Annotated in this window: 14 protein-coding genes; 8 read left to right on the top strand and 6 right to left on the bottom strand. The window is 64.0% G+C overall.

Going from position 1 to position 12,262, the window contains the following annotated elements; translation table 11 throughout:
• Positions 1 to 64: 64 nt before the first annotated feature.
• Positions 65 to 766 (bottom strand): response regulator transcription factor CtrA, encoded by a 702-nt coding sequence (ctrA, locus tag VN004_RS13880; RefSeq protein ID WP_325611042.1) that lies wholly within the window; start codon positions 764 to 766, stop codon positions 65 to 67.
• A 580-nt stretch (positions 767 to 1,346) separates the two neighbouring features.
• Between ctrA and fliI the strand changes: the two genes are divergently transcribed.
• From fliI to VN004_RS13855, 5 genes are all read left to right on the top strand, one after another.
• Positions 1,347 to 2,672 (top strand): flagellar protein export ATPase FliI, encoded by a 1,326-nt coding sequence (gene fliI / locus VN004_RS13875; protein ID WP_325611040.1) that lies wholly within the window; start codon positions 1,347 to 1,349, stop codon positions 2,670 to 2,672.
• Between the two features lie 84 nt (positions 2,673 to 2,756).
• Entirely contained in the window at positions 2,757 to 3,176 is a 420-nt protein-coding gene (gene fliJ, locus VN004_RS13870) for a flagellar export protein FliJ (protein ID WP_325611038.1), read from the top strand.
• Between the two features lie 110 nt (positions 3,177 to 3,286).
• Entirely contained in the window at positions 3,287 to 3,970 is a 684-nt protein-coding gene (locus tag VN004_RS13865) for an RNA polymerase sigma factor (protein WP_325611036.1), read from the top strand.
• Positions 3,971 to 4,067: 97 nt separating this feature from the next.
• A complete protein-coding gene (locus VN004_RS13860) occupies positions 4,068 to 4,607 on the top strand; it encodes a DUF4142 domain-containing protein (protein WP_325611033.1) in 540 nt (179 codons plus the stop codon).
• 45 nt (positions 4,608 to 4,652) lie between these two features.
• Entirely contained in the window at positions 4,653 to 4,937 is a 285-nt protein-coding gene (locus VN004_RS13855; protein WP_325611090.1) for a cupredoxin domain-containing protein, read from the top strand.
• A gap of 85 nt (positions 4,938 to 5,022) precedes the next feature.
• On the opposite strand, the gene VN004_RS13850 is transcribed toward VN004_RS13855, so the two are convergent.
• The gene (locus tag VN004_RS13850; RefSeq protein WP_325611031.1) at positions 5,023 to 5,751 is read right to left on the bottom strand and encodes a hypothetical protein; all 729 of its coding nucleotides are present in this window, start codon (positions 5,749 to 5,751) and stop codon (positions 5,023 to 5,025) included.
• 232 nt (positions 5,752 to 5,983) lie between these two features.
• On the opposite strand from VN004_RS13850, the gene VN004_RS13845 reads away from it, so the two are divergent.
• Entirely contained in the window at positions 5,984 to 6,745 is a 762-nt protein-coding gene (locus tag VN004_RS13845) for a substrate-binding domain-containing protein (protein WP_325611028.1), read from the top strand.
• A 12-nt stretch (positions 6,746 to 6,757) separates the two neighbouring features.
• Here VN004_RS13845 and rnk read toward each other — a convergent pair whose 3' ends face one another.
• The 3 genes from rnk to flhA form a co-directional block, all read right to left on the bottom strand.
• Entirely contained in the window at positions 6,758 to 7,159 is a 402-nt protein-coding gene (gene rnk / locus VN004_RS13840; RefSeq protein WP_325611026.1) for a nucleoside diphosphate kinase regulator, read from the bottom strand.
• A gap of 465 nt (positions 7,160 to 7,624) precedes the next feature.
• Positions 7,625 to 7,846, bottom strand: coding sequence for a hypothetical protein (locus VN004_RS13835; protein WP_325611024.1), 222 nt, complete (start codon positions 7,844 to 7,846; stop codon positions 7,625 to 7,627).
• A gap of 234 nt (positions 7,847 to 8,080) precedes the next feature.
• Positions 8,081 to 10,198, bottom strand: a complete 2,118-nt coding sequence (flhA, locus tag VN004_RS13830) for a flagellar biosynthesis protein FlhA (protein WP_325611022.1) — start codon at positions 10,196 to 10,198, stop codon at positions 8,081 to 8,083.
• Positions 10,199 to 10,321: 123 nt separating this feature from the next.
• Between flhA and VN004_RS13825 the strand changes: the two genes are divergently transcribed.
• Positions 10,322 to 10,768, top strand: coding sequence for a PaaI family thioesterase (locus VN004_RS13825; RefSeq protein ID WP_325611020.1), 447 nt, complete (start codon positions 10,322 to 10,324; stop codon positions 10,766 to 10,768).
• A 23-nt stretch (positions 10,769 to 10,791) separates the two neighbouring features.
• Here the strand turns inward: VN004_RS13825 and VN004_RS13820 are convergent, their stop codons facing one another.
• The gene (locus VN004_RS13820; protein ID WP_325611018.1) at positions 10,792 to 11,685 is read right to left on the bottom strand and encodes a LysR family transcriptional regulator; all 894 of its coding nucleotides are present in this window, start codon (positions 11,683 to 11,685) and stop codon (positions 10,792 to 10,794) included.
• 123 nt (positions 11,686 to 11,808) lie between these two features.
• On the opposite strand from VN004_RS13820, the gene VN004_RS13815 reads away from it, so the two are divergent.
• Positions 11,809 to 12,222: a DoxX family protein gene (locus VN004_RS13815; protein ID WP_325611016.1), complete on the top strand. Its 414-nt coding sequence runs from the start codon at positions 11,809 to 11,811 to the stop codon at positions 12,220 to 12,222.
• Positions 12,223 to 12,262: the final 40 nt, after the last annotated feature.

Here is a 12,262-nt window from a genome sequence, read left to right as displayed (position 1 = left end):
TGACATGGCAGAGGAGATTCAACGCACGTCTACGACATCCCCGCCCCCGCGGGGATGATGCGGCTCACGCCGGAATCCGCGCCTCGTCGTCGGACGGCTCGCGCAGCACATAGCCGCGGCCCCACACCGTCTCGATGTAGTTCTTGCCGTTCGAGGCGTTCGCAAGCTTCTTGCGCAGCTTGCAGATGAAAACGTCGATGATCTTGAGTTCGGGCTCGTCCATGCCGCCATAGAGGTGGTTCAGGAACATTTCCTTGGTCAGCGTGGTGCCCTTGCGGAGCGAGAGCAGCTCCAGCATCTGGTACTCCTTGCCGGTCAGATGCACGCGCTGGCCGTGAACCTCGACGGTCTTCTGGTCGAGATTGACGACGAGGTCGCCGGTATTGATGACCGACTGGGCATGGCCCTTGGAGCGGCGCACGATCGCGTGGATGCGCGCGACGAGTTCGTCCTTGTGGAAGGGCTTGGTCATGTAGTCGTCGGCGCCGAAGCCGAGACCGCGGACCTTGTCCTCGATGCCGGCAAGGCCGGACAGGATGAGGATCGGCGTCTTGACCTTCGCGACGCGAAGGGAGCGCAGCACCTCGAAGCCCGACATGTCGGGCAGATTAAGATCCAGGAGGATGATGTCGTAGTCGTAGAGTTTCCCGAGATCGACGCCTTCCTCACCGAGGTCGGTGGTGTAGACGTTGAAGCTCTCGGATTTGAGCATCAACTCGATCGACTGCGCCGTCGCGCTATCGTCCTCGATCAGCAAAACGCGCATGCCAGTCCCCTCTCTCGCCGCTGCGGGGCCCCTATCAGGTCGGCACGCCGGAGCGGCGGCCTTTCAAACGCCTTGCAACAATACGATTCGGGAACGCTAGTCCCACATGGTTAACAAAAGCTGATTCCGGTGTGCAAGGGCGATCTAGGCAGGAGCGCTCGAATCGGCCTAAAGTCTTACCGGGATACAGTTTTTTACCCGTGCGTGAGTTCATGTTCCGTATCAGGAAACGGCGTTAACCGACTCCCGGGACCAGCCTTTGACCTACGCCGCCGGCTCGCCCTTCGCACCGTCACAGGAACGGTGACGCAATGATTAACGACGCGGGTAAACACGAAGTTAAAGCCAGCACTTTGGAGGTAACTTTAAGCGCGCGTGAAGATGCGTTGCCTCATGACGTCTCAGCGGCCGAGGTGCGACTCCCTCTCCCCTTGGCGGAGAGGGTTGGGGTGAGGGGGCTCAACCCCTTTCGCGACTCGTCCCCCCTCACCCGGCTCGCGTCGCTCGCCGACCTCTCCCCCCAGGGGAGAGGTGAAGCCCGAGTTCGCCGCGTGCACCCTCGTTCACGTTTGTCACCGCGATGAAAGCCCTCGCCGAACAGATCGCCGAACTCGATGGCGTCGAGATCTACGGCCGGGTGGTCGGTGTCCGCGGTCTGATGGTCGAGGTCGCGGGCCCGATCCATGCCATGTCGGTCGGCTGCAAGGTCACGATCGAGACCGCACCGGGGCGTTCCATTGCCGGCGAGGTGGTCGGCTTCGCCGGACATAACGCTCTGCTCCTGCCATTTGGTGCGCTCGATGGCGTTCGGCGGGGTTGCCGCGCCATCGTGTCATCGCTGCCGGCCGCGGTGCGCCCCTCGGATGGCTGGCTCGGCCGGGTGGTCAACGCGATGGGCGAGCCTATCGACGGCAAGGGCCCGCTGCCGCCCGGCGCTTCGCCCTATCCCTATCGTGCCGCGCCGCCACCGGCGCATGGACGAAAGCGCGTCGGCGCCCCGCTGGATCTCGGCGTGCGGGCGCTCAACACGTTTCTGACCTGCTGCCGCGGCCAGCGCATGGGTATTTTCGCCGGCTCCGGCGTCGGCAAGTCGGTGCTGCTGTCGATGCTCGCTCGCAACGTCGAGGCCGACGTGTCGGTCATTGGCCTGATCGGCGAACGTGGCCGCGAAGTGCAGGAATTCCTGCAGGAGGATCTGGGCGAGGAAGGGCTCAAGCGCTCGGTGGTGGTGGTCGCAACCTCCGACGAACCTGCGCTGATGCGCCGGCAGGCGGCGTATCTGACGATGGCGATTGCCGAATATTTCCGCGACGAGGGCCGCGACGTCCTGGCGCTGATGGATTCGGTGACGCGATTTGCCATGGCGCAGCGCGAGATCGGCCTGTCGGCCGGTGAACCACCGACCGCCAAGGGCTATACGCCGACGGTTTTCTCCGAATTGCCGCGCCTCCTCGAACGCGCGGGTCCGGGCCCGGATCAGGGAACGATCACCGGCCTCTTCACCGTTCTGGTCGACGGCGACGATCACAACGAGCCGATCGCGGATGCGGTGCGCGGCATTCTCGACGGTCACATCGTCATGCAGCGCGCGATTGCCGAGCGCGGCCGCTATCCGGCGATCAACGTGCTGAAATCCGTCTCCCGCACGATGCCCCGCTCCGCCGACCCGGCCTTCCTGCCTGTCATCACCAAGGCCAAGCAGGTGATGGCCACTTACGCCGACATGGAGGAGCTGATCCGGCTGGGCGCCTACCGGCCGGGATCGAGTGCCGAGGTGGACGAAGCGATCCGCCTGCATCCCCATCTGGAGGCGTTTCTCGGGCAGGCCAAGGAAGAGAGCACCAGTCTGGCCGAAGGATATCAGCGACTTGCCGGAATTGTCGGTGATCTGGAAACAAAAAAATAACGTTAGCCGGGCACACTCTCGCCGTTTTCGCCGGCGCGCGTTTCGCGCGGCGACTGGAATTGGGGCTTCGGGGAGTATGTGTCGATGAAGTCGCGTGAGACGCTGATCCGGCTGCGGAAGTTTCAGGTGGACGAGAAACGCCGCCGGACGATGCAGATCGAGACGATGATTGCCGAGTTCGAGCGCATGAGCAACGATCTCGAGCGCGAGGTCAAGGCTGAGCAGGATCGTGCCGGCATCCAGGACCCCTCGCATTTCGCCTATCCGACCTATGCCAAGGCCGCCAATCAGCGGAAGGAAAACCTGAAGCGTTCGATCGAGGATCTGCGCGCTCAGCTCGAGGATGCGAAGGCCCAGCTGGCGGAAGCCTTCGAGGAACTGAAGAAGGTGGAACTGCTCGACGAGCGCGATCAGGCTCGCGAGCGCGCCGAGAATAATGCCCGCGAACAGATGGAACTGGATTCGATCGGCATCATGCGGATCCGGAACGCGGCGCGCGCCTGACGTTTACGCCTGTCTGGATTAGGATCATGGCCGGGTGTCTGCCCGGCCATTTTCTTTTTCGGGAACCTTTGCCGCCGCGGATCATCCAATAAGCGACAAGAGGTTCGACCGTGCCGCATCTCCACGCGAAAAGTGCCTACGCTCCGGATGACCTTGCGCTGGTTCAGCGTGCTCTCGCGGGCGAAGGCAACGCGTTCCGCCTCATCATGCGCCGCAACAACCAGCGGCTCTGTCGCCTCGCGCGCGGCATCGTCCACGACGACAGCGAAGCTGAGGACGTGGTGCAGGAGGCCTATGTCCGTGCCTTCGCGCATCTGCGCGATTTTCGCGGCGATGCGTCGCTGTCGACCTGGTTGTCGCGCATCGCCATCAACGAGGCGCTGGGACGGGTTCGCAGCGCGCGCCGGCGGGCCGATCTGGACCCCGGTGTGGAAACGCCGACCGAAGCGCAGGTCATTCCCTTTCCGCTCAACGCGGAATTCGATCCGGAGCGGAATGTGGCTCAGCGTCAGATCGTGCAACTTGTGGAAGCCGCAATCGACGCGCTGCCGGATGAATTCCGCACCGTTTTCGTCGCACGCGTGGTCGAAGGCCTGAGCATCGAGGAAACCGCCGACCTCCTCGACATCGTGCCGGAGACCGTCAAGACCCGCCTGCACCGCGCGCGCGTTATGATCCGGAAGCAGCTCGACCGGCAGATCGGGCCTGTGCTCCTCGAAGCATTTCCGTTTGCGGGACGGCGTTGCGACAGGCTCGTCGCCGCGGTCGTGCAGCGGCTTGGCATTCCCGAGTAATTGCCGGGAACCTTTTCCTGCGGCCTCCATCCAACAGGCGTTGATCAGACAACGATCAGACGGATGTCCGCGTCGCTCGCGGGCTCAAGGAGGAATCATGCTTATTCGAACGACGGCGCTGGTGGCATTGCTTGTGTTCGGGACCGCACTGACATGGACGCAAGCGACCTCGGCGCAATCGGCCCAGAAGCCCACCGATCCGCAGATTGCGCATATCGCCTACACGGCGGGCGTGATCGATATCGAAACCGCAAAGCTTGCCTTGTCCAAATCGAAGAACAAGGCGGTGGTCGAATTTGCGCAAGGCATGGTGCGCGACCACGAGGCCGTCAACAAACAGGCGCTCGACCTTGCGAAGAAGCTCAAGGTGACGCCGGAAGACAACGACACCAGCAAGGCGCTCACCAAGGCGGCGGCCGATGAACGCAAGAAGCTGTCCGCGCTGAATGGTGCGGCCTTCGACAAGGCGTACATGCAGAACGAGGTCGCCTACCACAAACAGGTCAACAGCGCGCTGAAGACGCTGCTGATCCCGTCGGCGTCGAATGCCGAACTCAAGAGCCTGCTGGAGACCGGCCTCAAGCTGTTCGAAGGCCATCAACAGCATGCCGAGCAGGTCGTGGCGGGCTTGAAATAGGAGGCTTGCGTGCCCCGTGGATTAATTCTGCCTGCCCTCGCAGCGATGATGCTCGGCGGCGGGGTGGCGGTGGCATTCGCCGATACGGTCCGGGTGACGATCGACAAGCTGGTCTTTGCGCCGACCGAGATCAGCGCGAAGGTCGGCGACACCATCGAGTGGGTGAACAACGATGCGTTCGCGCATACTGCGACCGTCAAGGGTGGCTGGGACGTGATGATCCCGCCCAAAGCGACGGCGACAATGGTGGTCGAGAAGGCGGAATCCGTCGCCTTTTTCTGCCGCTTTCATCCGAACATGAAGGGGCGGCTCACAGCGACCGAGCGTTAAGTCCTCGCAAGCACCGCGCGACACCGAAACGAAAACGGCCGGGTGATGCCCGGCCGTTCTGCATGAAGCTGTGCGCCGGTTTGTGTCAGTTCGATTTGGCGGGGAAGCGTTCGCGTCCCTCGCGCGGGTAATAGCACTGCATCGGCATTTGCCCTGTCGCCGGGTTGCAGATCCGCGACCGGAGCTGCGGCGCAAAGCCGAGCTGGCTCTCGCGTTCGAAATAGACATTCGGCCGCTCTGCCCGCGTCGCCGGTTTCGCCGGTTTCGCTGCAGCCGCGCGCCGAGGGGCCGCGTTTGTGCGTGTCGCCTGCTTGGCGGGGAGCTGCCGTGCGTGGCGGGGCTTGGCCTTTGGCAGGGCTTTCGGCTTGGCCTGGGGTCTGCGGATTTCAGCGGCGTCGTCGTCTTCCGGTCCGGACGCCGTGCGCGCGGCCGGACTCGCCGGCAGCAGGCTGGCGGGCGGCTGCGCCGTAAAGCCCTGCGCCGGCAGGGGAGGCTGCGCCACGATCGGCGGCTCTCCACGCAGGTCCTGCGCAGTGGCAAAATCCTGGCCGGGCGTCTGCGGGCGTGCGGGTTCGGCCGGTGGCGTCAGCGCCTGCTGAAGCTGGGGCACTGGCTGCGCTGGCGGCGTATCCGCTTGCTGCAATCCGGCAGATTGCTCGCTCGGCTCAGCATTCGCGAGTGGCGCAGTCGTGTCGTGCGACGAGCGATAGGCGCGCTCGGCCGCGAACAGGGTCGTGGTGATGACGGCCGCCGCCAGGGCGTAGCCGGCGATCCGCAAGGACTTTCTCTGGGCACTTTCAGTCAGATCGATCATGGGGCGACTCGGACGGTGACCTGTCGAGACTTCCTTGGCGCGTGTATGGGGCGAAAATTCGCTCCAGACATATGAATTCAAATGCCAGGGACCACCCGCTTGTCGAGCGGCATTTGAAATTGTGCTGAACGGCCCCCACACAGTTCCGTTAACCTAACTGCCGCGGGAATATCCCTGTGCCGGCCGGGTTGAGGTTTCTGATCCTCGCCGTGGGCCAATTGGAGACCAATTCATGCCGCTTCGACTATCCGTGTTCGCCGCCGCAGCTCTGGCCCTCGCCATGGTTCCCGCCGCCGCGGCGGAGGTGAAAGTGCTGACCGCCGGCGCGATGAAGCAGGTCGTGCTGGCGCTGCAGGACGAGTTCGAGAAGCAGGGCCACAAACTCGTGGTGGACAACGACACGGCCGGTGCCCTGCGCAAGCGCATCGAAGGCGGCGAGGCTTTCGATCTCGCCGTCATCACGCCCGCGGTGATCGATGCCCTGGGCAGCGCCGGGAAGGTGGTGCCGGGAACCAGGACCAATCTGGCGCGCGTTGCGATCGGCGTCATGGTCCGCAAGGGCGCGACCCTCCCGGACATCTCGACGGTCGAGGCTTTCCGCCGGGCGCTGATGGACGCCAAGACGGTGGCGTATATCGATCCGGCGTCGGGCGGCTCGAGCGGCATCTATCTCGACAAGCTGTTCGAGACATGGGGGATCGCCGATCAGATCCGCGCCAAGGCCAAATTGAAGCGCGGCGGCTATGTTGCCGATCTCCTCAAGTCCGGCGAAGCCGAGTTCGGCATCCACCAGATCAGCGAAATCGTTCCGGTGAAGGAGGTCGTGCTGGTCGGGCCGCTGCCGGCGGAGATCCAGAATTATACCACCTATGCCGGCGCGGTGTCGGCGACCGCACGGGATGCGGCCGCCGCCAAGGCGTTTCTCGATCTGTTGGCCGGACCGTCCGGCACCGCCGTTCTCAAGGAGAAGGGCATGCAGCGGCCCGGCCCTTGAGACCGGCTGCCGTCAATTCATCGAATCGACCGACAGCACCGTCAGCGAACGACGCCCGCCGCTCACGGTTTCCCACTCGATCGACTGATTGACCGACAGACCAATCAGAGCAGCCCCGATCGGGGTCAGAACCGAGATCTTGCTCTGCGCAAGATCGGCTTCGTCCGGAAAGACCAATGTGACGGTGCGGACCTGCGAGGTCACGTCATCGCGGAAGGTCACGCGGGACCCCATCGTCACGAGCCCCGGCAAGCGCTGGAAATCGTCGATGATGTCGGCGCGGTCGATCTCGCGCGACAAAAAGTCACCGGCGCGCTCGAATTCGCCGCGGGCATGGTCGGCAAGCCGCGCGAGCTTCTCCGCATCGCTCCGCAGCAGAGCAATCGGGGGAAGTTCAGGCTGCAAATAGCTCATGGACTGGCTCCTTTGCTGGTCAGATGAAACGCTCGCGCTGCAGCATGCGCTGCAAGGCAGGGCGAAAGGTCAGATTGCGATGTGAGGAGTGAGAAAGGTCAGCCCGGAAGGCTGACACGCGCAGCCGTCCGGGTCAGCAGCCTGCGTGCAGGCGACCGGCGCGAAGCGTGGAACGGTTAAGGCGCGTAAACATGATGCAATACATAAGGGCGTGAGGCCCGAAGTCAATCTGTCCCGCCGCTACAGCGCGAAGTCAGCCGCTATGAGCGGCCGATCACAACAGCGATCTGCGACGCGTACAAGCGGAGCACTGATCGAGGTGGGCGTACGCTTGTGCACGATGATGGAAAGCGCGGTGCCTAAAACCGGAGAAGGGTGGCCACAAAAAAGTTGCGCCCCCTTGGGGGGAGGGGGCGCAACACATAACGTTGATCCCTGGGGGGAGGGAGATTCAACGTCAGAAAACTATCGGATATTTCCGAGGTCGCCAGCGGTGGCCGTCGGCTTACCGGCGCGGATCACCGGACCGGCTGCGTCGAAGCGCGAGGCGAAAGTGGCGCTGCCGTCCGAGACGGTCGGCTTCGCGAGGATACCAACGCCTACGACCATGATCGCGGCGACGAGCGACACTACGACCACCTTCAGGTGGGTCGCGCTGTCGGCGCTGCGCAGCGAAGAATTGTTCATGACACGTCCCTGCCTATCTTCCATCCCGTTGGTCGGGATTTGGCATCGCCGGGTTCACCTCGTGCGATGCACGGCTAACGTAGGAGCGCCTGGTGCGTTCCGCACCGGGCTTTCACATCTCGTTGACCGGATGTGAAAATACGTGACTGTTGCGCCGCAGTCGCGGGAGTTCTGTTGGGCTAGTTAATGCTTTCCTTCCGCAATTTTTGCGGAAAACGCTGTCCTGTCGGCGGTTTAGACGCTGCCGATGGTCTTCAGCCGCACCCGCGGATGGATCTCGGCCTGCGACAGGACAGGCGTCTGAGAGCGGAAGCGTTCCACGAGGCCGCGCACGAACGGCCGTATTGACGCGGATGTGACCAGCACCGGGGCTTCCCCTTCGCGGGCCGCGTCCTCGAAGCGTTCACGAACCAGTGTGATGAATTCCGAAAGCTTCGACGGCTGCATGGCGAGCGTGCGCTCGTCGCCCTGGCCGATGATGGAATCGGCGAAGGCTTGCTCCCACCTGGCGGACAGCGCGATCAACGGGAGATAGCCGGACGGCGTGGTGTATTGCGCGCAAATTTGGCGCGCCAGCCGGGTGCGGACGTGCTCGGCGATCTGCGTCGGATTGCGGGTGAAGGCGACGGCGTCGGCGATCCCTTCGAGGATGGTCGACAGGTCGCGGATCGAGATGCGCTCGGCGAGCAGCATCTGCAGCACGCGCTGGATGCCGGACATCGAAATTTGCGCCGGCACGATGTCCTTGAGCAGTTCGGCCTGTTCTTTCGGCAGCTCCTTCACCAGCTTGGTGACCTCCGCATAGGAGAGGAGGTCGGACACATTGGCCTTCAGCAATTCGGTGAGATGCGTCGAAAGGACCGTCGCCGCGTCGACGACGGTGTAGCCCTTCACCGCGGCTTCTTCCTTGTGCGCCGCATCCACCCAGGTCGCCGGCAGTCCGAAGGTCGGCTCGGTGGTGTGGATGCCGGGCAGGTTCACCTGACCGCCGCCGGGATCCATGACCATGAATTGCATCGGCCAGAGCTTGCCGCTGCCGGCCTCCACTTCCTTGATCTTGATGACATAGGTGTTGGCGTCGCTCTGCACATTGTCGAGGATGCGCACGGCGGGCATGACGAAGCCCATCTCGAGGGCGAGCGCGCGGCGCAGCGCCTTGATCTGTTCGGTCAGCCGGTCGCCGCCGTCCTGCGCATTGACCAGCGGCAGCAACGCGTAGCCAAGCTCGATCTTCAGATCGTCGATCTTCAGCGCGGACGAGATCGGCTCTTCCGCCGGTGCGGCTGCGGCCGTGGTCGCGATCTCTTGGTCCTTCTCCTGGGCTGCAACGACCTTGTGATGCTTGGCGACATGCCAGGCGAGGGCGCTGGCGCCGCCTCCCAACAGCAGAAAGGGCAGCATCGGGATGCCGGGCAACAGCGACATGATGATCATCACGCCGCCCGACATGCCGAGGGCCTTCGGATATCCGGAGAGCTGCTTCATCAGCGCCTTGTCGGCTGCGCCCGAGACGCCGGCCTTCGAAACCAGAAGGCCGGCCGCGGTCGAGACGATCAGCGCCGGGATCTGGGTGACGAGGCCATCGCCGACGGTGAGCAGGGTGTAGGCCCTTGCCGCGTCGAGAAAGCCCATATTCTGCTGGGCGACGCCGATGATGATGCCGGCGATGACGTTGATGAAGACGATCAGGAGGCCGGCAATGGCGTCGCCGCGCACAAATTTCGAGGCGCCGTCCATCGCGCCGAAGAAGCCGCTCTCGTCCTCCAGCTCCTTGCGGCGCCTGCGGGCCTGGGCTTCGTCGATCAGACCGGCCGAAAGGTCGGCGTCGATCGCCATCTGCTTGCCGGGCATGGCGTCGAGGTGGAAACGGGCCGCCACTTCGGCGATGCGGCCCGAGCCTTTGGTGATCACCACGAAGTTCACGATGATCAGGATCGCGAACACGATGATCCCGATCACGAAATTCCCGCCCATGACAAAGTTGCCGAAGGCTTCGATCACATGACCCGCGGCGGACGGTCCTTCGTGTCCGTGGGAGAGGATCAGGCGGGTTGAGGCGAGATTGAGCGCCAGCCGCAACATGGTCGCGATCAGGAGGACCGTCGGAAAGGCTGAAAATTCGAGGGGCGCCTGGATGAACAGCGCCGTCATCAGGATCAGCACCGACATCGTGATCGAGACGGCCAGAAACACGTCGAGGATGACCGGCGGCAGCGGCAGGATCAGGACGACAAGGATCGTCAGCACGCCGGTCGCGAGCATAAGGTCGCCGCGCCTGGCGATCTGCGCAATTTCTCCGAGGGCAGGCAACGTGAAGCGCCCGCGCGAAGGAGCAGCCGTGATGTCGGACATTCGAACCTGGAAGGAACCCCAACCCCTAGGTAATATTTGCCCGGTCTATGGTTAGCGAACGGTTAACGGGGGTGGCGTGACACCGCGGAGCCGTTAAGGTCGGCGGCGAATCGGGGGCAATCGATGACCGAATCCGACACTGCGCCGTTTGATCTCGTAGCCGCACAACAGCTTCTGACCGACGTTTTTGCGGCCTGGGTGCAGGACCTCCAGCTCAGCGTCGAAGCGCTTCATCCGCCGGGAAGCGAGGGCGGCGCCGGGGCGACGCTGCGGATGAAGTTCTCGGAGCGAATCTGCCGCGAAGGCGGCGTGATCTGCGGGCAGGCCCTGATGTCGCTCGCCGACACCGCCATGGTTTTCGCGGTCGCATCGGCGTCCGGGCGCTACCGGCCGATGACCACGGTCGACCAGACCACGCATTTTCTCAAACCGGCCTCCAACGCCGATGTGCTGGCCGATGCGCGCATCCTGCGCGTTGGCCGGACCATGGCCTTTGGCCAGGTGATGCTGACGCCGGCCTTCGACGTGAAGCCGGTCGCGATGGTGTCGACGGCCTATGCCCTGATGTAACGCGCATCGCGAGCGCGGGATCGCTATCGGCTCAGCCGGGCGATCTCGCGCTTCACGCCGTCGCCCACGTCATCCATGAAGCTACGGACGCGCGCGGTATCCTTCAGCGAGCGGTGCGTGACGATCCACATCTCGGTCAGGAGGTCGTCGAGACGGCCCAGTACCGGCGCGAGCTCCTTGTCGTCGGATGCGAGATAGACCGGCAGCAGCGCGATTCCCAATCCTGCGCGGGCGGCGACATACTGGCTGACGAAACCGCTCGCCCGAAAGCCGATAGTGGCGGCGGGCAGTTGCTTTGACAGATACGTCCCGGCCTTGGTCTGCACCGGGTTTTCGGTCCAGCCGATCACGTCATGGGTGCCGAAATCGGCGAGACGCTTCGGCGTGCCGCGGCTTTTCAGGTAGTCGCGGGCGGCGAAGAAACCCCAACGCACATCGGCTAGCTTGCGGCCGAACAGGTCGCCTTCCGCCGGCCGCGTGGCGCGGATCGCAACATCGGCCTCGCGGCGTGCCATGTCCACCGGCCGGTTATCGACCGAGAGCTCGACCACGATGCCGGGATGCCTGTCACGAAACGCGCGAATGAGCGGGGTCAGGACCTTCAGACCGAGCGTCTCCGAACAGGTGACGCGCAGTTTTCCGCTCAGCCGCGTGTCGCGACCGGTCAGCTCGCGATCGAGCGCCAGCGCCTCGGCCTCCATGCGTTCGGCGGCTTCGATCAGGCGCTGACCGGCCTCTGTCGGCCGGTAGCCGTTTGCGAGCCGCTCGAACAGCTTGGCGCCGATCGCGGCTTCGACGGCATTGAGCCGCCGGAACATGGTCGAGTGATTGACCGACAGCGCCGTGGCCGCGGCGGCGAGATTGCCGCTCCGCCCGATGGCGAGCACGAAGCGCAGGTCGTCCCAGCCAAAGGTCATCGGGCGTTCCCGAACGGTTTGCAATTTCGCAAATGCAGTTGGCGCGAACGCTTATAGCATTGCGGATGTGCAAATCCTAGTTAGCGGGCCATCGAAACCTCTTTCAATGGCTGGAGAACTCCAATGACCAACTCGTCCGAATATGGCGCGCTGATCCTGCGTCTTGCCCTTGGCGTCATGTATCTCGCGCACGGCCTGCTCAAGGTCTTCGTCTTTACGTTGCCCGGCACCGCCGCCTTCTTTGCCGGTCAGGGCTTCCCGGCCTGGACCGCCTATGTCGTTGTTGCAGCGGAAATCCTCGCCGGCATCGCGCTGATCGTCGGCTTCCAGGTGCGGCTCGTCGCCATCGCTGGCCTGCCGATCCTTCTCGGCGCGCTTCTCGTGCATCTGCCGAATGGCTGGGTCTTCTCCGCGCCGAACGGAGGCTGGGAATATCCCGCCTTCCTGATCGTCGCCTCGGTGGTGCAGGCGCTGGTCGGCGCGGGTGCCTATGCGGTGCAATGGCCGCTCGCGAAGCTCCAGCCGGCCCGCGCGTAACGCGGTTGTCGCACCGCAAGTCGAAGGCCGGGATGCGGGC

Origin of the sequence: Pseudorhodoplanes sp. (genome assembly GCF_035565855.1) — a bacterium.
Lineage (GTDB): Bacteria > Pseudomonadota > Alphaproteobacteria > Rhizobiales > Xanthobacteraceae > Pseudorhodoplanes.
The sequence above is the reverse complement of the archived record's forward strand: the minus strand, read 5'-3'. Positions and strand labels throughout refer to the sequence as shown.